At 37.5% G+C, this 18,626-nt stretch carries 21 protein-coding genes; 11 read left to right on the forward strand and 10 right to left on the reverse strand.

From position 1 onward, the window contains the following. Window positions 1-8 precede the first annotated feature (8 nt). Together I6E85_RS09250 and I6E85_RS09255 are read right to left on the reverse strand one after the other, a co-directional pair. Window positions 9-809, reverse strand: a complete 801-nt coding sequence (locus tag I6E85_RS09250; RefSeq protein ID WP_231388428.1) for a hypothetical protein — start codon at window positions 807-809, stop codon at window positions 9-11. 193 nt (window positions 810-1,002) lie between these two features. Further along, a complete protein-coding gene (locus I6E85_RS09255; protein ID WP_010554617.1) occupies window positions 1,003-1,422 on the reverse strand; it encodes a VOC family protein in 420 nt (139 codons plus the stop codon). A gap of 273 nt (window positions 1,423-1,695) precedes the next feature. Between I6E85_RS09255 and I6E85_RS09260 the strand changes: the two genes are divergently transcribed. The 4 genes from I6E85_RS09260 to I6E85_RS09275 all read left to right on the forward strand — a co-directional run bounded on the left by I6E85_RS09260 (window position 1,696) and on the right by I6E85_RS09275 (window position 4,957). Beyond that, entirely contained in the window at window positions 1,696-2,001 is a 306-nt protein-coding gene (locus I6E85_RS09260) for a hypothetical protein (protein ID WP_007587218.1), read from the forward strand. Continuing rightward, window positions 1,998-2,387, forward strand: coding sequence for a hypothetical protein (locus tag I6E85_RS09265; protein WP_007587227.1), 390 nt, complete (start codon window positions 1,998-2,000; stop codon window positions 2,385-2,387). The genes I6E85_RS09260 and I6E85_RS09265 overlap by 4 nt, the downstream gene beginning before the upstream one ends. 169 nt (window positions 2,388-2,556) lie before the next feature. Beyond that, entirely contained in the window at window positions 2,557-3,039 is a 483-nt protein-coding gene (locus tag I6E85_RS09270) for a DUF3015 domain-containing protein (protein WP_024589733.1), read from the forward strand. A gap of 79 nt (window positions 3,040-3,118) precedes the next feature. Further along, on the forward strand, window positions 3,119-4,957 hold the full coding sequence (locus I6E85_RS09275) for a DUF4105 domain-containing protein (RefSeq protein ID WP_197236863.1): 1,839 nt from the start codon (window positions 3,119-3,121) through the stop codon (window positions 4,955-4,957). Between the two features lie 11 nt (window positions 4,958-4,968). Here the strand turns inward: I6E85_RS09275 and I6E85_RS09280 are convergent, their stop codons facing one another. Next, the gene (locus I6E85_RS09280) at window positions 4,969-5,790 is read right to left on the reverse strand and encodes a sterol desaturase family protein (RefSeq protein WP_024589731.1); all 822 of its coding nucleotides are present in this window, start codon (window positions 5,788-5,790) and stop codon (window positions 4,969-4,971) included. Then, entirely contained in the window at window positions 5,787-6,233 is a 447-nt protein-coding gene (locus I6E85_RS09285; RefSeq protein WP_024589730.1) for an SRPBCC family protein, read from the reverse strand. Before I6E85_RS09285 ends, I6E85_RS09280 begins: the two co-directional genes overlap by 4 nt. Window positions 6,234-6,330: 97 nt before the next feature. Between I6E85_RS09285 and I6E85_RS09290 the strand changes: the two genes are divergently transcribed. From I6E85_RS09290 to I6E85_RS09300, 3 genes are all read left to right on the forward strand, one after another. Next, window positions 6,331-7,344 (forward strand): AraC family transcriptional regulator, encoded by a 1,014-nt coding sequence (locus tag I6E85_RS09290; RefSeq protein WP_024589729.1) that lies wholly within the window; start codon window positions 6,331-6,333, stop codon window positions 7,342-7,344. Between the two features lie 92 nt (window positions 7,345-7,436). After that, a complete protein-coding gene (locus tag I6E85_RS09295; protein WP_024589728.1) occupies window positions 7,437-8,210 on the forward strand; it encodes an ABC transporter substrate-binding protein in 774 nt (257 codons plus the stop codon). 358 nt (window positions 8,211-8,568) lie between these two features. Further along, window positions 8,569-9,666, forward strand: coding sequence for a polysaccharide lyase family 7 protein (locus I6E85_RS09300; protein ID WP_024589727.1), 1,098 nt, complete (start codon window positions 8,569-8,571; stop codon window positions 9,664-9,666). Here I6E85_RS09300 and I6E85_RS09305 read toward each other — a convergent pair whose 3' ends face one another. Next, a complete protein-coding gene (locus tag I6E85_RS09305; protein WP_165783606.1) occupies window positions 9,667-10,068 on the reverse strand; it encodes an NUDIX hydrolase in 402 nt (133 codons plus the stop codon). Window positions 10,069-10,254: 186 nt separating this feature from the next. Between I6E85_RS09305 and I6E85_RS09310 the strand changes: the two genes are divergently transcribed. Then, a complete protein-coding gene (locus I6E85_RS09310; RefSeq protein ID WP_101216764.1) occupies window positions 10,255-12,138 on the forward strand; it encodes a propionyl-CoA synthetase in 1,884 nt (627 codons plus the stop codon). A 194-nt stretch (window positions 12,139-12,332) separates the two neighbouring features. Then, entirely contained in the window at window positions 12,333-13,190 is an 858-nt protein-coding gene (locus I6E85_RS09315) for an MBL fold metallo-hydrolase (RefSeq protein WP_197236864.1), read from the forward strand. A gap of 270 nt (window positions 13,191-13,460) precedes the next feature. On the opposite strand, the gene I6E85_RS09320 is transcribed toward I6E85_RS09315, so the two are convergent. The 5 genes from I6E85_RS09320 to I6E85_RS09340 form a co-directional block, all read right to left on the reverse strand. Then, the gene (locus I6E85_RS09320; RefSeq protein ID WP_024589723.1) at window positions 13,461-13,805 is read right to left on the reverse strand and encodes a PDZ domain-containing protein; all 345 of its coding nucleotides are present in this window, start codon (window positions 13,803-13,805) and stop codon (window positions 13,461-13,463) included. Between the two features lie 135 nt (window positions 13,806-13,940). Further along, window positions 13,941-14,363: a hypothetical protein gene (locus I6E85_RS09325; protein WP_197236865.1), complete on the reverse strand. Its 423-nt coding sequence runs from the start codon at window positions 14,361-14,363 to the stop codon at window positions 13,941-13,943. Between the two features lie 112 nt (window positions 14,364-14,475). Beyond that, window positions 14,476-14,850 carry a hypothetical protein gene (locus I6E85_RS09330; RefSeq protein ID WP_197236866.1) on the reverse strand — a complete coding sequence of 125 codons (375 nt, stop codon included), beginning with the start codon at window positions 14,848-14,850 and terminating at the stop codon, window positions 14,476-14,478. 503 nt (window positions 14,851-15,353) lie between these two features. Continuing rightward, window positions 15,354-15,482 (reverse strand): hypothetical protein, encoded by a 129-nt coding sequence (locus tag I6E85_RS21150; RefSeq protein WP_269208790.1) that lies wholly within the window; start codon window positions 15,480-15,482, stop codon window positions 15,354-15,356. 133 nt (window positions 15,483-15,615) lie between these two features. After that, window positions 15,616-16,533, reverse strand: coding sequence for a LysR family transcriptional regulator (locus tag I6E85_RS09340; RefSeq protein ID WP_197236867.1), 918 nt, complete (start codon window positions 16,531-16,533; stop codon window positions 15,616-15,618). 80 nt (window positions 16,534-16,613) lie between these two features. Between I6E85_RS09340 and I6E85_RS09345 the strand changes: the two genes are divergently transcribed. Beyond that, on the forward strand, window positions 16,614-17,753 hold the full coding sequence (locus I6E85_RS09345) for an alkene reductase (RefSeq protein WP_197236868.1): 1,140 nt from the start codon (window positions 16,614-16,616) through the stop codon (window positions 17,751-17,753). Window positions 17,754-18,149: 396 nt separating this feature from the next. Continuing rightward, window positions 18,150-18,407, forward strand: coding sequence for a hypothetical protein (locus I6E85_RS09350; protein WP_010554878.1), 258 nt, complete (start codon window positions 18,150-18,152; stop codon window positions 18,405-18,407). Window positions 18,408-18,626: the final 219 nt, after the last annotated feature.

Raw genomic sequence — 18,626 nt, forward strand, 5'->3', positions numbered from 1 at the left:
AGTCAATCTTAAGCACTGCTTTTTTTGGTGTTTAGCAAAGCTTGCTTAGTAAATTGGCGATTAATAAGTTGGCTAAAAATAATAGTAAATAACGTTGAGAAAATGGCAGCTGTTGCGTACACCTGCCAAATCATAAAGTTATGTTTTAACATAAACGCAATCACCGCAAAAAATACACACCCACCTAATGAACCAATAAGACCGCCATTAAGAATTTTAAACGTTGAGGCTTGTTTGTCACTAAAATGGGCAACACTGCCCATTACCGCCAAAATAACCGGAAAGGTAGATATTAACCCGCTCCACGCAGACCCTATATGCTGTGATATAAACGTAACAAGCACGATAAAGCTCGTCACTAATATCATTTTTACCAGAAGCTCCCAGCGAGCATTTAATGGTTTTGCATCAACCGATATATTTAGCTTTGTAGAGATAATAGTTAAACCGAGTAAAATACAAAGTGAAACCACACTCGCCACAATAATATTCACTGGTAAAAATAAAGTAATAACGCTAAATACACACCAAATACTCAACGCTGTAAAAAGCGATTTAAGCATTCCAAACCTTCGTGATACAACCAAGTAACTAAAACAAAATAAGCCTATACCGCTCATACCATAAAGAGAGGCCACCGCTGAGTTAGCTGCAAATAATTTACCTTGCTCTAATGCTATAAAATAAGAAATAGGCCCAGAGGTAATAGGCAAGCCAGGAATTATGCCGCTAACAAAACTACCAAAGCGTTTTTGGGCGAATGTTATTAGTAAAATAAGCAAAGGTGCAATTATGAGTTTAAGCAGCATAAATAACAATAAAGTATGAGAATTGAAATTAAGTCTACGTGTCTATACCTACATTGTAGAGTGAATAAAAATCATGTATGTAGCGTAATTTTTTTTACCTGTAAATATTAACTAATTTATCAAAACACTGATTAATAGTTATAAAAAAACCACTTGTTAAAGTGGTTTTTTAGCTTAACTTAAACAACAGCATTTATACTTTTTTAAATAAAACCTCTGGATTTACCATGGTTTTCATTTCAAGCACATTGCCATTTGGATCTTCAATAAAAAACGTTTCTTGCTCAAACTCATCACCAATAAAACGGCGATATGGTTTATCTAGGTATTCAATACCCGCATCTTCAATACGTGTTTTTAACCCGTTAAATTCATCTTCAGATAAGTGAATCCCAAAGTGAGGTACTGCTACAGCTCCCATATCAACATCATGGCGAACTGTTGGTAGGCGCTCAACACTTTGGTGCAAGGTAAGTTCATTACCCCAAAAATCTATATCTACCCAGCGACCTTCTTCACTGTTACCCGTTTTACAGCCTAGTACGTCACAATAAAACGCTTTAGCCACTTTTAAATCGCCAGCCGGAATAGCCAGATGTAAACAGTTAGACATAAATAACCCTTGGTTAACACTTTAATACATTAAATTATCGCCATTATACATAACTTGTGATTTATAGAACATTAACAGCGGCACTATTAAGCATATTTAATACCTAAATGCAGTTTAAAAAACACGCTTTTAAAGTTTGTAATTACTTATAACATTTATTTGTTAGAGAGTATTAGAAAGCGCAAAAGGATTAGTTTAAAATGCGCCGCTATGATTAAATTCTTACTTTTAAAATTCATCACTTTCTTTTTAGGCTTTGTAGCTTGCTTTGCTATGCACACTACTTTTGCATTACCTTTAGTGATTTCTGCTGCGCTAACGGGGCTTATTGGCTCGTTTATTCCTTTTCCTGCACATTATAAAAACCATCCGTATGCTGCAATTTATGCTGGTAGCTTTGCAGGCATGTGTTCAACTCATTTAATTACCAGTTACTGGGAAATTGCTATTATTTCGCTTATTGGCTCAAGTTTGTATGTGCTTACTATGAATATGTTTACAGGTTTTGGTGGCAAGCTTGGCAGCGTAGCTTTTGCAAGCGTGGCACTTTTTGTATTAGCCAAAGGAATTGTATTATGAGTATTGAATATCCATTACTTGTACTGCTTGGGGCTTTTTTAACATTTTATTTAGCTAAGCATAGTCGCTTTGACGGGGTTAGAGCGTCGTCTTCACTTTCTATTATTGCTTATTTAATTTTTAGCGCTTTAAATTTGAACCCCGATTTATACGCAATTGTATTTTTTGGCGGCACATTCATAGGTATGAGCGCCCCACATCGATTTGGTATTTATACTGTAGCAAGCTCATCTATTTTGTTTTCAATCTTATTTGAATTTCTTGTACCAAAACTTGACGGCTATGGCGGTGCATTGGGTATTAGTGCATTTTTATCTGTATGTATTTGCCATACTTGTATTTTATTAGGTGCCCCAAGAAGTAAAAAACCGCCACCAGTTCAATAAAAAGTGGAAACTAGGCTGATTTTTATCCTGACATTAACTTTAATATATTTAAAAATTAGAGTGTAAAATATTCATGTTTTAACCTGTTCCTTTTTTCTGCAAGTCTGTTAGAATCTTCCGCGAACTTTATTTACCCTAAATAAAGACAATCATATATGGATTTATGAAAATGAAAAAACTAATCGCAGTAGCAGCTCTATCTTTACTTCCTTTCTCAAACGCAATGGCTGACCAAGATATTGGTTGTGGTCTTGGTTCTATGTTATTTGCTGGTCAGCAAGGTAAAGGCGTTAAAATTTTAGGCGCTACAACAAATGGTACATCTGGTAACCAAACTTTTGGTATCACTTTTGGTACTCTTGGTTGTGATGGTACTGGTACAGTAACTTCTTCAGAAAAAATCGCTTTATTCATTGACGGTAACATGGAGCAACTTGCTCGTGATATGTCAAAAGGTGAAGGCGAAACTTTAGCTACTCTAGCTGAAGCTTGGGGTGTTGCAGATCAAGATAAAGCAGCGTTCAATAAGCTTGCTCAAGCACAGTTTTCTTCAGTATTTACTTCTGAAAACGTGACTTCACAAACAGTTTTAGAAAACCTAAACACTGTTCTTGCAAGTAACGCACAACTTGCTTCTTATACTCTTTCTTAATCAGCTAAATTAGCCGGTTTTATACGTATAAATAAAGCCGCTGGAGTATTTCTCTAGCGGCTTTTGTAATTTAGTGATTATGAAAAAAATATTATTTGGTTTACTGCTCGCTCTTTTTAGTACTTACTCAAACGCTCAAAGTATTGAAACAAATACATTAGCAACACACTCTTACTGGCTTAAATTAGGTCACTACCGCTTGGCCACATTAGGTGATTGGAAAAGTGAAGTAGACAGTGCTGAGTTTTTTTTATCTCCTACAGGTAAAACAAGCCCATATGACGAACTTAAAGCCACTATAGCCGCATTTAGTGGTAAAAATACTGACCCAAAAACAACACAATATCGTTGTCAGTTTCCTGCACGTTATAAATGGCTAAAAACAAAAATTGAAAATAACTGGCCCGAACTTAATTGCCCAGAGCTACAGGCGTGGCAAAAAATAATAAACCCTAAAGGGGTTACGTTAGTTTTTCCAACTGCATTTATGAATAGCCCATCATCAATGTTTGGCCACACTTTACTTCGTATTGATGCAAAAGATCAGACTCGCCATAAAGAGTTGCTCGCATTCGCAGTTAATTTTGCAGCAGAACCAGACGGCTCAGATAACGCAGCTATGTATGCACTAAAAGGCTTGATTGGCAGCTATCCAGGTAAGTTTTCACTTATGCCATACTATAAAAAAGTACGCGAATATAATGATTTAGAATCTCGTGATATTTGGGAATACAAACTTAATTTATCAGAGCCACAGGTAGAGCTTATTTTATTGCACTTATGGGAGCTACAATTAGCTACATTCGATTACTTTTTTATTGATGAAAACTGCTCTTACCAATTACTTGCATTATTACAACTTGCACAAGAGGACCTTGATTTAACATCGTCATTTAATATGCAAGCTATTCCATCAGATACCGTTGCAGTACTAAGAAATAACAACTTATTACAAACACCTAATTACCGCCCTGCTTTTGGTACTAAGCTTTACCATTACTCTACTCAAATGACTGACGAACAACTTGATGATGCAAGAGAGTTAATGCAAGGTGGCTCTCTCAATACTCGTAATTACTCACAGTCGCAATTAGTCGCTATTTTAGAAATGGCGTATGAATGGTTAAATTTTGAATTTTACGATAAAGCATTAAATCGTGAAGAAATTGCCCCGCGACTAACTAAGCTACTCCTAATGCGCAGCAAATATAAAGTAGCTTCGCCATTTACTAAGCCAAGCCGCCCTATTGCTTCCCCAGAGCAAGGTCATGGTTCTTCTAAAGTATCGCTAGGTAGGGTACAAAATAATAACCAAGCAAACCTTACAAATTTTGGTTATAGGCTTGCGTATCATGACTTATTAGATAGGCCTGAAGGTTTTATAGCGGGTGCACAAATTAGTTTTTTTGATTTGGAAGCCGCTATTACTGACGAAGGAAATGCAGATATTGAACATTTTTACTTATTAGATGCTATGTCGCTTGCACCCGATAACCGCGTATTTGATAGCTGGTCGTGGAACTTTAAAATGGGCTTTGACCGACAACCAAGTGACAATAAACGTTTAGGCCGCTTTTTTACAAAAGGAGGCTATGGTAAATCTTATGGCGATCCTAATAATCTACACGGCTATATTCTTGGTCAATTTGAGCTAAATACAGGCGATATAACCGACCGACTTAGTACTGGAATAGGCAGCGAAGCCGGTGTAATTTGGCAAATAAGCAATAACCATAAACTCGCTTTAACTGGCAATATATTATGGCTAACTGATAACGCAGCAAGTAAGCACAGCGAAATAGCTATAACATGGAATTACGCTGTTTCTCGCAATGTATCGCTGCGCAGCAAAGTACAGCATGCTCAATGGCATAGCCATAATTCATCAATGAGTTTAGCTATGCAGTTTTACTTTTAACTTTCTCAATATTATTTATATTTAATGCTACTTGTAGGGTAGCCAAATAGCACTCTACATTTAGCTTTTATTCCCGATGCCTTATAAACACTTTTCAATAAGTGCTCCCACTGATGAAACGTAATAACGACTGGGTTATTGCTATTAAGCTGCCCTATAATGCCGTATTTACAAGGCTTTGATTTATCTTCTTCTACAAAGGTGCCAAATAACTTATCCCAAATAATAAGTACACCTGCAAAGTTTTTATCAAGGTAGCCTGTATTTATTGCGTGATGAACTCGGTGATGCGAAGGCGTATTAAATACTTTTTCAAACCAGCCTAACTTACCCACTATTTGAGTATGTACAAAAAATTGATACGCCAAATTTAATGCAACCACGCTAAATACTGTTAGCGGTTCAAATCCAATTAAAATCATAGGTAGCCAAAACACCCACATACCGGCTACGGGGTACATTAAGCTTTGCCTAAATGCGGTGGTAAAATTCATTTTAGTTGAGCTGTGGTGCACCACATGTGCAGCCCACAACCAATGAATATGATGCGATGCTTTATGAAACCAATAATACAAAAAATCTTGTAGTAAAAATGCAAATGCAATACTTAACACACTCACTTCAATATCAAACAATCTATAGTCATACAACCAATTAAATAAAGGCATTAACAGCAGTAACGCAATAGCATCTGCGCCTTGGTGTAATAGCGCTAACACTGTATTTGCTAGGCTATCTTTTATGTCGTAATAGCACTTAAACTTAATAAACTCACAGCAAACAAATATCAAAAATAACGGGCTAAGAGCGAGCAAAATAATTTCTGAGTTCATACTTTACCCGCCAAAAAATAATTATTTAAATTGTTTAACGCTTGGGTTATATCTTTTGTAATAACATATTTAAGTAATGCATTTGGCATCCACCATGGAGCTGAGCAGCTTATGCAATAGTTAAGTTCGGTAACTAAAGTATTGATGTCTTTATTTGCACTGAGGTATATGTCGCCTCGATGATTAGCTACTGGTTTATCGCCTACTATTTGGTAACTGATCTGATTTTGATCGGCACTGATTATTTGCTCTGAAAAAGTTATTTTACCTATTTTCACTTGCCTAACAGCTCCTTTTCCGCCTTCTATTTGCCCTTCGTCTTGTGCTTGTAGCAGCGTAAATTTGGCATTAAAAAATCGATGCAACTGTTGATGATCCAATAGTGTGCTTATTATTTGCTGTGGCTGTGCATTAAGCGCTTGTTTAATTGTTATAAGTATCATTTTTACAGCAAGAGGTTATTAGGCATTCAACTAGCATATAAAAATTTAACGTGGCAAACTTGCTAATACACGACTATTTTTTAGCTTTAGATGACAAATGCACACATTGGCTGATCATTACTTTTCAAGTATTCTTGATTACTTACAAGCGCAAGGCATTAATACTAAAACGGCTTTGCACGCTATTAGCTTTGACGAATTTAGTAATCAGCGTACCCATCAATTAGCGCCGCGTATTAGTTTAAATAGTTACAATGCTTTATTAGTTTATGGCAAGAAAACACTTAACGATCCTCTTTTTGGTTTTACCCTAGGTCAGCAAATTCGCACTGCTGACTACGGCGTTTTAGGTTACTTAATTGAATCAAGCGATAACTTAAGCAGTGCCATTAAAGCATTGTTAAGCTACGACAGCTTGGTGGCTGATATTGGTAAAGCCAAGTTTGAACTAAATACTGATACAGCAACTATTCGTTGGATTGCTCACCAAAGTTGTAATGAGCATGTTGTTTTACGAAACATGACCGCGTGGGTAAGTGTAATTCGCCAGTTAATAAATTTAATGCTTTCGCCAAGTAGTATTAGTTTCACTTATAATTGGTTGCCATCGCAAAGGCGCGCCCTTGAATCATGGTTTAAATGCCCTGTAAAAAGCAGTGCTGAATATAATCAAATTAGCTTTCCGAGCGATTATTTGACGCTGCCCTTTAAAACCGATAACGCCATTATTAATTCTACTTTTAAGCAATTGTCAGAGCAGCAACTCTCTAACTTTAAAAGCCAGCAGTGTATTGACGATAAAGTTAATCAGTTACTTACAGCTAAAACTACCTTGCAAAACTGCAACCTAATAGGCATAGCTGATGCGCTTAATTTAACACCCCGAACGCTACAACGACGCTTAAAACAACAAAACTTAACCTTTGCTCAGCTACTCGAAAAAGAACGTAAAAAACGTGCAGATACATTAATAGCCAGCATGCCACTTGCTGATTTATCTAATATTTTAGGATTTAAAGATCAAAGCTCTTTTAATCGAGCTTTTTTACGCTGGCATAAATGCTCGCCATTACAATTTATAAAATACAAAACAGCAAGCACAGCCAAATAAGTGCAAATTATTTACGTTATATAAACATAATATATATATGTTTTAGTTAATACTCTCTACACTAGGTGTATTATTGCTTTAAAAGATTTTTTATGTTTTTGCGTGTTTTATTAAGTGCTTTTGTATTTATTTTATATAGCCCCCTGTGTAACGCCGATTCGGTTACTTTTATAGCTGAAGACCTTCCTCCTTATCACTTTAAAAATCAGCAAGGTGAAGTAAGCGGCGCTTTAGTCGACATTGCCAAAGCAGTTGTGAAGCAAACAAACTTAACCGCTAATTTTGAAATAATGCCTATGGCCCGCGTTTTTAAGGAGCATAAAACAAATACCAACGCCATAATGTTGTCTTTGTTAAAAACCCCAGAGCGGATTAATAAATATACGTGGTTAGGCGAAGTGTATTTTGCAGATGCTTATTTAATTAGCTTAAAAAGCCATGTAGATGAAGTTGTTCACTTAAATTTTGCTAAAGAGTATAAAGTAGCAACCATTCGTGGCTACCTGAGCGAAGCCTACTTAAAGCAAAAAGGCTTTACCGAAAATAACAATTTAATACTGGTCAGTTACTATAATCAACTTTGGCAAATGCTTTATAAAAACCGGATCGACTTTGTAGTAACTAATACACTTACACTTAATAACGAGCTAAAAAGCCTAGGACTCGATCCTAGCCTAATAACAAAACGAATTCATTTAAGCGATCTTCCCTCCTCACTTAATTTTGCAGCAAGTAATCAACTTAATCCTAAAACAGCTAAAGCACTCTCTGACGCATTAAGTAATATTAAAGAAAATGGTGAATATCATGCCATTTTAAACAAGTGGCAACTTTTATTACCAAACACGACTAACTTGCAGCACTAACCATAGTTAAAGCCCGGCATTAGTTATTGGCAGTGGTTATTTAGTTATTTGCTAAACGCGGCAAAGCAAACTACAAAATTAAAAATCTCCTCCCCCCCAAAAAATAGACTACACCTTAGCGCCAAAATCTACGTTAAATATCACTAAGAGAATAGCCAAGCACATAAAAAATACATACCGGAAACACCTCCATAAAAGCCGTTAAAAAACACCTCAACCAAATTGGTATAACAATAAATCATTTTAAAAATATTTAATTTTACTAATTGGTAAGTTTTAATTGTTAAATTGGTATGCTAGATTGAGATTAAGCGATGCCTGTACCGCACAATTTTTACTTCATCACACAGAGACAATAATGATAAAAAATACATCCACATTTAAACTTACGGCTTTAGCCGTTATCACCCCTTTACTTTTTACCGCTTGTTCAAGTACCCAAAGCACTAATCAGCAAAGCGATGCACCGGTACCTGCAACAAAGTTTGATTTATCTCACTGGAAAATAAATGTACCAGTTGATTTAAACAACGACGGTAAAATTGATGAAATAGATGTAGAAGAAATTCAGACTTACGCACACCCTGATTTTTTCTACCTTGATGAAAAAGGCTACATGGTATTTACCTCCCCTAATAAAGCGCTTACAAGTGCTAACTCTACTAATACCCGTAGTGAACTTAGACAAATGATCCGTGGATCAAATACTAAAATTAAAACTAAACACTCTAAAAACAACTTTGCTTTAGCTGTTCACCCGCTATCTGACCGATTTGGTTCTGTTGGTGGAAAAATGGAAGCAACGTTAAAAGTAGATCACGTTGCGCTACGTGCGACCGACCCTGATAAAAAAGCAGCTTACTCGGTTGTTGTAGGACAAATTCACGCGGGTAAAGATCAGGCACTTATTGATACCAAGCTTGGTTATGGCTGGGGCAATGAACCAATTAAAATATATTACAAAAAATGGCCTGGGCACAAAACAGGCTCAGTTTTTTGGAACTACGAACGTAATTTACCTAAAACAAATCCTGACCGTAAAGACATTACTTACCCTGTTTGGGGTAATACATGGGAAAACCCTAACGAGCCAGGCAGCGCCGGTATTGCACTAGGTGAAGAATTTAGCTACACGGTAAATGTGTATAAAAATGTTATGCACCTTACATTTAGCACACAAGGCAAAGAAGACGTTAACTACTCTATTAACTTAGGTAATAACGTAGATGCTTATGGCAAAGTAGACGAAAAAGATCATCCAAATGGTTACGCTGCAGATTGGCATTACTTTAAAGCCGGCGCTTATAACCAATGTAGTACTAAAAGCGCGAAAGGTATTTGGTACCCAGGTTGTTTAGGTACTGGCGATTGGTCTACAGATAAACAAAATGGCGATTACGCTCAAGTAAGCTTTAGTAAACTTGCGTTAAGCCCAGCGACACCGCCAACAAAATAACTAGGCTAGTACAGCCTCAGATAAGTAATTTTTTAGTGATGTAAACAGTGGCGTTGGTAGATTATTAATATCGCACCAGCGCCACTTTAAACATTTATTAGGCTCTTTAAGCTCAGGCTCCCCGCCTTCAAAATCAGCTTTTACATACAACGTAATATAGTGTTTGTTCTCTGCTGTAAAAATATCATTGGTAAAATCAAGCTTAGTAATTTTACTTACCTTTAAACCTGTTTCTTCAAACACTTCTCGTATTGCACATTGCTCAACACTTTCACCAAACTCTAAATGCCCACCAGGTGTTGCCCATGTATTAGCACCGTGCGCACCAATGCGCTCACCTAGTAAAATTGTGTTTTGGCGCATTATAATAACCGCAACCCCTACTCTTACTACGTTACTCATATCGTATTTTCTCTTATTTTTACTGCCCGCCATGCTGAACCACACGCTTTGTATTGTCAATTTGGTATTTTTAAAACCAGTGTATTGATTAACTTTTAGCCGACCAAGGTCGAATAGCTTGCTTGCTAAAAAAAGCCTACATTTTGTAAGGTCTCTCACACACAAATTTAGCTTTAGGAGCCTTACATGTCAGGCGAATATAAACAGCAATATACTGCCTTTAAACAAAACCCAGCCCAATTTTGGCTCGAACAAAGTAAAAATATTCCATGGTATAAAACCCCCACAAAAGCATACACACAAGACGACGACGGGCTTTATCATTGGTTTAGTGACGGGCAATTAAACACCAGTTTTTTAGCGCTAGACCAACACGTTATTGCCGGATTTGGCGAGCAAACTGCACTTATTTACGACTCCCCAGTCACTAATACAAAGCAGACTTATAGCTACTCACAACTGCAACAAGAAGTTACTAAATTTGCAGGCGTAATACAATCGTTAGGTGTTACAAAAGGCGATCGCGTTGTTATTTATATGCCAATGATCCCACAAGCTGTTATTGGTATGTTGGCGTGTGCTCGTCTTGGTGCTATTCATTCGGTGGTATTTGGTGGGTTTGCTGCACACGAATTAGCTGTACGCATTGATGATGCCAAGCCCAAGCTTATACTTAGCGCCTCATGCGGTGTTGAAGTAAACAGCGTTATTGAATACAAACCACTCATTGATAACGCAATAGACTTAGCTACGCACAAAGTAGAGCACTGCATTATTTATCAGCGTCCACAAGTTACCGCCACTCTTAAGCCTAAACGAGACATAGATTGGACCCAGGCAATGCAAACGGCTGCAAGCGCAGATCCGGTGCCTGTAAATGGAGATGACCCGCTTTATATTTTATATACCTCAGGCACGACAGGCACACCCAAAGGCGTAGTGCGCGAAAATGGCGGTCACGCAGTGGCAATGCAATACAGCATGGAAACCGTTTATGGTATGAAGCCCGGCGACGTATTTTGGGCAGCGTCTGACATTGGCTGGGTAGTTGGGCACTCTTATATAGTTTACGCGCCGCTAATGTATCGCTGCGCGACAGTATTATATGAAGGTAAACCCGTTAAAACGCCCGATGCCAGTGCATTTTGGCGCGTGGTTGAAGAATATAAAGTAAATGCATTATTTAGTGCCCCCACCGCCTTTAGAGCAATCAAAAAAGAAGATCCAAATGCCGATGGTTTTAATCAATACGATACCTCAAGCTTAAAACGTTTATTTTTAGCTGGCGAGCGATTAGACCCTCCCACTTACGAGTGGCTTAAAGAAAAAACCAAACTGCCAGTGCTCGATCATTGGTGGCAAACAGAAACCGGCTGGGCTATTGCTTGTAACCCTGTAGGGCTTGAGTACTTAGCAACAAAACCTGGCAGCTCTACCGTGCCTACTCCAGGTTTTGACGTGCGAATATTAGATATGGATGGCAATGAATGCGCAGCTAACGAGCAAGGCGCCGTGGTAATTAAACTGCCACTTCCACCGGGTTGCCTGCCAACAATTTGGCAAGATACCTCGCGTTTTAAAGCAAGCTACCTAAATGAATACGAAGGTTATTATTTATCTGGTGATGGCGGTTATATTGATGAAGACGGCTACCTATTTATTATGGGCAGAACCGACGACGTTATAAATGTAGCAGGGCATAGGCTTTCTACCGGCGAAATGGAAGAGATAGTAGCCGCGCACCCTGCTGTTGCCGAATGCGCTGTTTTTGGTGTAAACGATCCCCTAAAAGGGCAACTCCCTATGGGAATGATCGTGCTTAAAAATGATTTTATAGGCTCAAGTACCGACGTAGAACAAGCGCTTGTTTTAAGTGTTCGTAATCAAATTGGCGCTATTGCGTGCCTTAAAAATATAGTTAGCGTAGATAGGCTGCCCAAAACACGCTCGGGTAAAATACTGCGTAAAAATTTGCGCCAACTGGTTGATGGCGAAGAGCTACAAATACCTTCAACCATAGATGATGCCAGTATCTTTGAAGAAATAAACCAACAACTAACACAAAGATAAACCCAACCAACCTATCTAAAGCCATTTTTATAATGGCTTTTTATTTCATCCTCATATTTGATCCTTTTACTTAGGTTTAGGCTTAGGTTTAAGTTTTAAGTTTTAATTTAACCAACAGCTGAAATTTTTTACAGCTTTGTACTTTCTTCTTTTAATAGCGTTATTAATTTAATCAATTTAAAAAGGAATGGTGTATGCCCCGCTTGCTACAAAAACTATTAACTACAGCCCTATTATTTATAGGCTTTGCCACACAAGCCTATGAAATAGAAGACTTAGGGGACGGCTTACACCGCTTTATAGACGACAGACACCGCTCAGTATTTTTAATCACTTCTGAGGGCGCAATTGTTACCGACCCGCTTAATAAAAAAGCCGCCATCTGGTTAAACGAGCAAATTAAAACCCGCTTTAACGTACCGGTAAAGTATGTAATTTATAGCCATAATCACAGCGATCATATTTACGGCGCCGAGGTATTTAAAAGCCCGCACACCACGTTTGTAGCGCATAAACTCGCTGCGCAAGATATTAAAAACACACAAATGAAAACAGTAACGCCCAGCCTTACTTTTGATGACGAGCTACTACTTACCCTTGGTGAGTCAACAGTAAAGCTTAACTACCATGGTCCAAACGATGGTCGTGGTTCGGTTAGTATATTATTCGAAAAGCAAAAAACGTTATTTGTAGTTGATTGGATTGTTATTGGCAGAATGCCGTGGCAAAAGCTGTGGAGTTACGATATTCAAGGCATGATTAACTCAACCCAAGCGGTACTCAAATATGACTTTGATACTTTTGTAGGCGGACATGCCGATATTGGCAGCAAGGCTGATGTAGCGCGCTATTTAAGTTATTTGGAGCATTTATATAGCCAAGTAACAGCAGGCGTTTTAGCTGGTAATACGCTTGACGAAATTAAACAAAATGTAAAATTAGACCAATTTAGTGACTTTAAACAGTTTGATGCATGGTTACCACTTAACATAGAAGGCGTGTACAAGCGTTTAATGGAAGAGTCTGGCATGGGTTGGCGCAGCGATTTATAAGCTTTAGTCTAATAATCATTGGTATTGCCGTATTTAACGCAATACCAATGTATTCATTAATTAAATAAGGTTATTACTGATCAAACCTTTTTAATCTATCCCAATTACTTTAAGCAGTAACCTACATATAAACCGAGTAAGTAGTACTCCAAAAGCTCGCTAACGTTGTCAATATTTACTGCGTCTAGCTCATTTACACAAAACCACGCTTTGACAATAACCATGCTTTATAGGCTGGGTATATTTAGGTATTTTAAAAACTTCTTAGATTTACCAAGCATTCATAGGTATTTTTAAAGTTACTTGGCTACCATCTTCATTCTCTAAAAGTAATTGTAAAATCTCTCCAGATTCCTTGCGCATTAATTCTTTTGCTTCACTGGCAGGGCAGCCTGGAATTTTACAGCCTTCTATAGAAATGATTTTCTGTCCTGCAACAATCCCTGCTTTTTCAGCGGGTGAATTAGGCTCTACTTTTTCAATAACAAATGATGTTACCGTCGGGCTAAAAAAACCATCAGCCCCGACGTTCCCCAAAACTCCAAGTTTAACCTTCTCTGCAGCCAAGGCATTGAAAGAAGTAATTGAGATTAAAATAATTATGAATTTGAACATATGAATTAACACTCCATGTAAGTCTATTTAAGCTATAAGAAGCGATGAGTAATAGTTCGCTAAAATGTTTAGCTGAGTTGGATTAAGTCAACTATTGCGAATCTGGCTTGATGGTATCGTTAGCTATGAAGCAAGTCAAAATGGTATACCATCACCTTGATTTTCTTCATTAAGTATTCTTATTAGGCTTAAGGGGGCATCCATTGGATCTTTGCTGAAGTTAATAATATCTTGAATTCCAAGTGCAACTCCTGAATTAAACAATTTATCGCCTGCTGAACTGAAAGCAAAATCAATCACCTCTTGGGCATCATACGACCCAAAAAGATTAAAGTAGCTATCTAAAAGTATCCCTTTATGATCTTTTTCATTGAAAGGTGATTGAGAAATAATATGCAATTGAAATCCCATAATATAACCGGATATTAATTTGTCATGCTTAGATAACGAAATTAACTCTTTAGGACTAATTGGTAATATCATCATTTGACCAGAAAAAGTAGAACCAATTGCATCAATTAATTTCTCAATTTTCTTTCCCTTACCAAATCCAAACATAAAGCTTATCCTTTCTTGCATGCTAAAGACGTAGCACTAAGCAGTGCTAAAACTGCAGGTTATAATGTATAGAAAAAACCTAACAAATTGCTTTAATTAACTTTAACTGAAGCTAAACGTCTTCGTGTTTTCTAAGTTGACTTTGTATATATTCAAGAACATTAAAGCTAGCCAACCATGTAGTAAACTCATTATTGTTAATATTTCCTTTCACATACTCATTAATTGCGATTGTTTCAGTTGATATTGTCTCTGTTGTTGACCAACTAATGTCAGTTAAAAGTGACAGTGCTTTAGGAAAAATTAAAAAATTAGATTGGATGAAATTTGCTACTTCTTCAGTATTATTAAACCACTCTAAATGAGAATGGCTTGAATTTAAAAGAGGGTGGATTTGCTTATCCGTTTGGTACTTCCCATAGTGCACACCGATCAACTCAAGCTCATCTCCAGAGCCTGTTTGATGCGTTCGTATTCTATTGAGCATTGAATGTACATTAGACTCACCTATTTTGATTTTGTCTAAATTAACACTCCGTACTGCGTATATTATTTTACTCATTATTTGTTACATAAATCGAACATTATAAGAAACTCAACAAGTTAGCTGTACAAAATTAACGTACATCCCTACTCGCGCTACCCTCACTTTTCTTACCTACAGTTTTAGCAAATTACTTAACACATTACTATCACTAAGTTTTTTATGTTCTCAGCGTTAAATTAAATATTTTTGAATATAAAAAAAACGCGCTCAAGCAATTTTAAAGATGCCTTAGCGCGGTTTTTATATTTTAAATCTAAGTATTAAAAAAAGCGTATTAACTAAAATCGACCACCACTTCATAACGCCCAGGCATGTCGTTTACTTCGTATACCCAACCGTGTCGTTTTATTATTTTTTCGCTTAACTCCACCCCTAAACCGTAGCCAATATTGGCGGGCTTATTTGTGTTATTAGCAGTGTGTGGCGTATCCGTTTGTACGCTGCTATTTACTTATAGAGATCTCGTTGTGCAATATGCCATTACCTTGATAGCTTGGCTGACTACTACACGCAGCAAGCGTGCAACTAAGTGCAAATAAAAAACCGGTTGAGTGCTTTTTAAAATAAACCATTTAACTATGCCTAATTCGTACTATTACACATAGCTTATTAGGTCGAGGGTTAAGGAGGGGTTAAATGATTTAATCTAAATGTTGGGTTATTAATTTAACAGTAAAAAGTAATCACTTTAGATTTTTTACATCGTTATAAATTTTGCAGCTGCTCTATCAACCATTTATGGATTGGGCTGTTATTGGTACGCGGATGCCATGCGGCTATTACTTTAAAGGTAGGAGGCAGAGCTTCTATTTTTAGCTGTTTAACTTTGCTGTTTGGTAATAATCTTGATGGGTAAAACGCTAGCATATCGGTTGTATGTAAAATGTCGGGCACTGCTGAAAAACTCGGTACCGACATTACAATATTACGTTTTAGCCCTTGGCTTTCAAACCACTGATCGTGCGATCCGCGCAAATTAGCGCGCGATGGCGACACCACTAGCTGTGAATGCTTTGCAAATTGCGCCAAACTCAAAGGTTCAGTGTAAGTAGTGTTACCTATACCGGTAATACACAAATGCTGTTCTTCAAACAAAGTGATATAAGAAAGGTTGTCGGGTATAAATTCTGGAAAGCTTATCAGCAAATCAAGCTCGCCTGCCGTTATAAGTTGATTAACGTTGTCAGACGCAAAGTCGCGCACTATCAGCTTTAAACCTGGCGCTTCGCGGCGGGTAATATTAAATAATTGCGGCAATAAGGCCTGCGTGGCGTAGTCGGTTGCGCTTATGGTAAACACACCTTTATAAGTTTGCGGACTAAACAGCTCGGGCTCTAATAACGATTCTAATTGCTTTAAAATATGATTAATAGGCGCCTTGAGTCCTTGCGCTTTAGGAGTAGCAACCATGTTATTGCCTTGGCGAATAAACAAGCGATCGTCAAATAAGTCTCGTAGCTTTCGTAGTTGCTCACTAATAGCTTGTTGCGTTAACCCCATTTTTTTGGCTACTTGCGAAAGATTTTGCAGTTCTAATAAGCTACTGAGTACTCTTAACTGTTTTATATCGAGCCGACTAATACCATTCATAATTGTATGCTGCACAAAAAAGTGTTGTTTCAAATTGTATCTTTAAATCTCTATGCTGCCAATGTTGCTTAACCACTATTTAAGCCTTTGTTTGCTTTATAAGAGAATTTAAAATGAAATCAGAATTAGTTAATACCGCTCCTTTATTCTCATCAATTGAGCTTGGCCCTTTTACACTTAAAAACCGTATTGTGATGCCTCCTCTTACTCGCTCTCGCAGCACTCAGCCTGGCAATATTCCTAATGAATTAATGGCTGAGTATTACTCGCAGCGCGCATCGGCTGGTTTTATGGTTACCGAAGGCACACAAATAGAACCTCGTGGGCAAGGTTACGCTTGGACCCCAGGTATTCACTCGCAAGCACAAATTGAAGGCTGGAAAAAAGTAACACATGCAGTACATGCTAAAGGCGGTGTTATTTTTGCTCAGCTTTGGCATGTAGGGCGCGTATCGCACGCCACACTACAACCAAATTCAGGTAAACCGGTTGGCCCTTCAGATATTATTGCTGACAATGTAAAAGTATTTATTGAAACCGCACCTGGTGAAGGCGCATTGGCTGACCCAAGTGAGCCTCGTGCACTAACAACAACTGAAGTTGGCGAACTGGTAAACATGTATGCGCAAGCTGCACGTAATGCTCTAGAAGCAGGCTTTGATGGCGTAGAGCTTCATTGTGCTAACGGGTATTTAGTTAATCAGTTTATTTCTGAACATACTAATAACCGTGACGATCAATACGGTGGAACGCTTAGTAATCGCCTGCGCTTTTTAAAAGAGATAGTTGAAGCGGTAAGTGACGTTGTAGGCTCTGATCGTTTAGGTGTTCGCTTTGCTCCTTTATTTGAAAGCACAGATGAAACACGAGTGTATCTAGGACTTGTAGAATCAAACCCTCATCATACTTATGTACAAGCCGTTAAAGTGCTTGAGCAAGCTGGCATTGCTTACTTATCAATAGCGGAAGCTGATTGGGAAAATGCTCCTGATTTACCACAAGAATTTTATAAAGCAGTACGAGCTGAATTTTCAGGTCGCATTATTTATGCTGGTAAATACACAGTAGAAAAAGCGGTACGTATTTTAGGTGAAGGTTACGGTGACTTATTTGCATTTGGTCGCCCATTTATAGCTAACCCTGATTTACCAGAGCGTATAGCGAATAATTGGACGTTTAACGAGGCCGATGCAGCCACTATGTATGGCGGTACTGAAGTCGGTTATAGCGATTATCCTTTTTATCAAAAGTAGCCAACCTAAACTCTAAACGATATATGGGATAAGGATTGGTATTGGCATAGAACCGATACGGTTTTATACCAGGTAGCTTAATTAAGCTACCTGTTTTGAGGTAAGAAAACGGTGTTGATAACACTGCTGAATTTGTTATTAGTTGTTCTCGACAATTGCTCTTTCATTTCTCTACCTTCTGCATTTATGCAGCCATATATCAGTCATTTTTTAATAGAGTTAGCGTTAGATTGAATCTCTCAAATTGATTAAGTATTACTGCGGATTGGTATTAGCGTCAAGAATAGTAAAGATAAGTAAAGGGGTGTAAAGCCTCCCTACAGTTGCCCTGCATGCAGTTGGCATTCAGTTTCAAACGTCAATACTAGCCATGTTAACCACAAACGACGCAATATTATGAAACTTACATTTATACTACCTGCACTATTAGTTATTGGCACTTTATCTAGTTCTGCATTTGCAGCACCACATGATAGATATACAAAGCAAGAATATAAAAAGGTTCAGCTAAAACGAGAACTGAAAAAAATTAACCAAACTAAGGTAATCAAGTATGTTCCAGTTAAAGTTGTTAAAAGAAACGTTAATAACACAGCATTTGTTAAAGTTAATGTCATAACGTATCACCCTAGCCTTAAATTTATTAAAAGATAAATGCGCACTTTAAAATATAAAGTCATGTTTGCGGCAATAAACAACGCGCCGCAAACTTAGCTTTTTACACCATTTAAACTCTATTATTGGTATTTTCCCATCTAAAATGCACGGAAATAACGTTTTCTAAGCACAACAAAAAAGTCCAAATACATAATTTAATAGCAATATTATTAAAATATCTCTCATAATAAATATACTTAAAAAGAACAGAATTAC

The organism is Pseudoalteromonas sp. NZS71 (assembly GCF_015864715.1).
GTDB classification, from domain to species: Bacteria; Pseudomonadota; Gammaproteobacteria; order Enterobacterales; family Alteromonadaceae; genus Pseudoalteromonas; species Pseudoalteromonas arctica.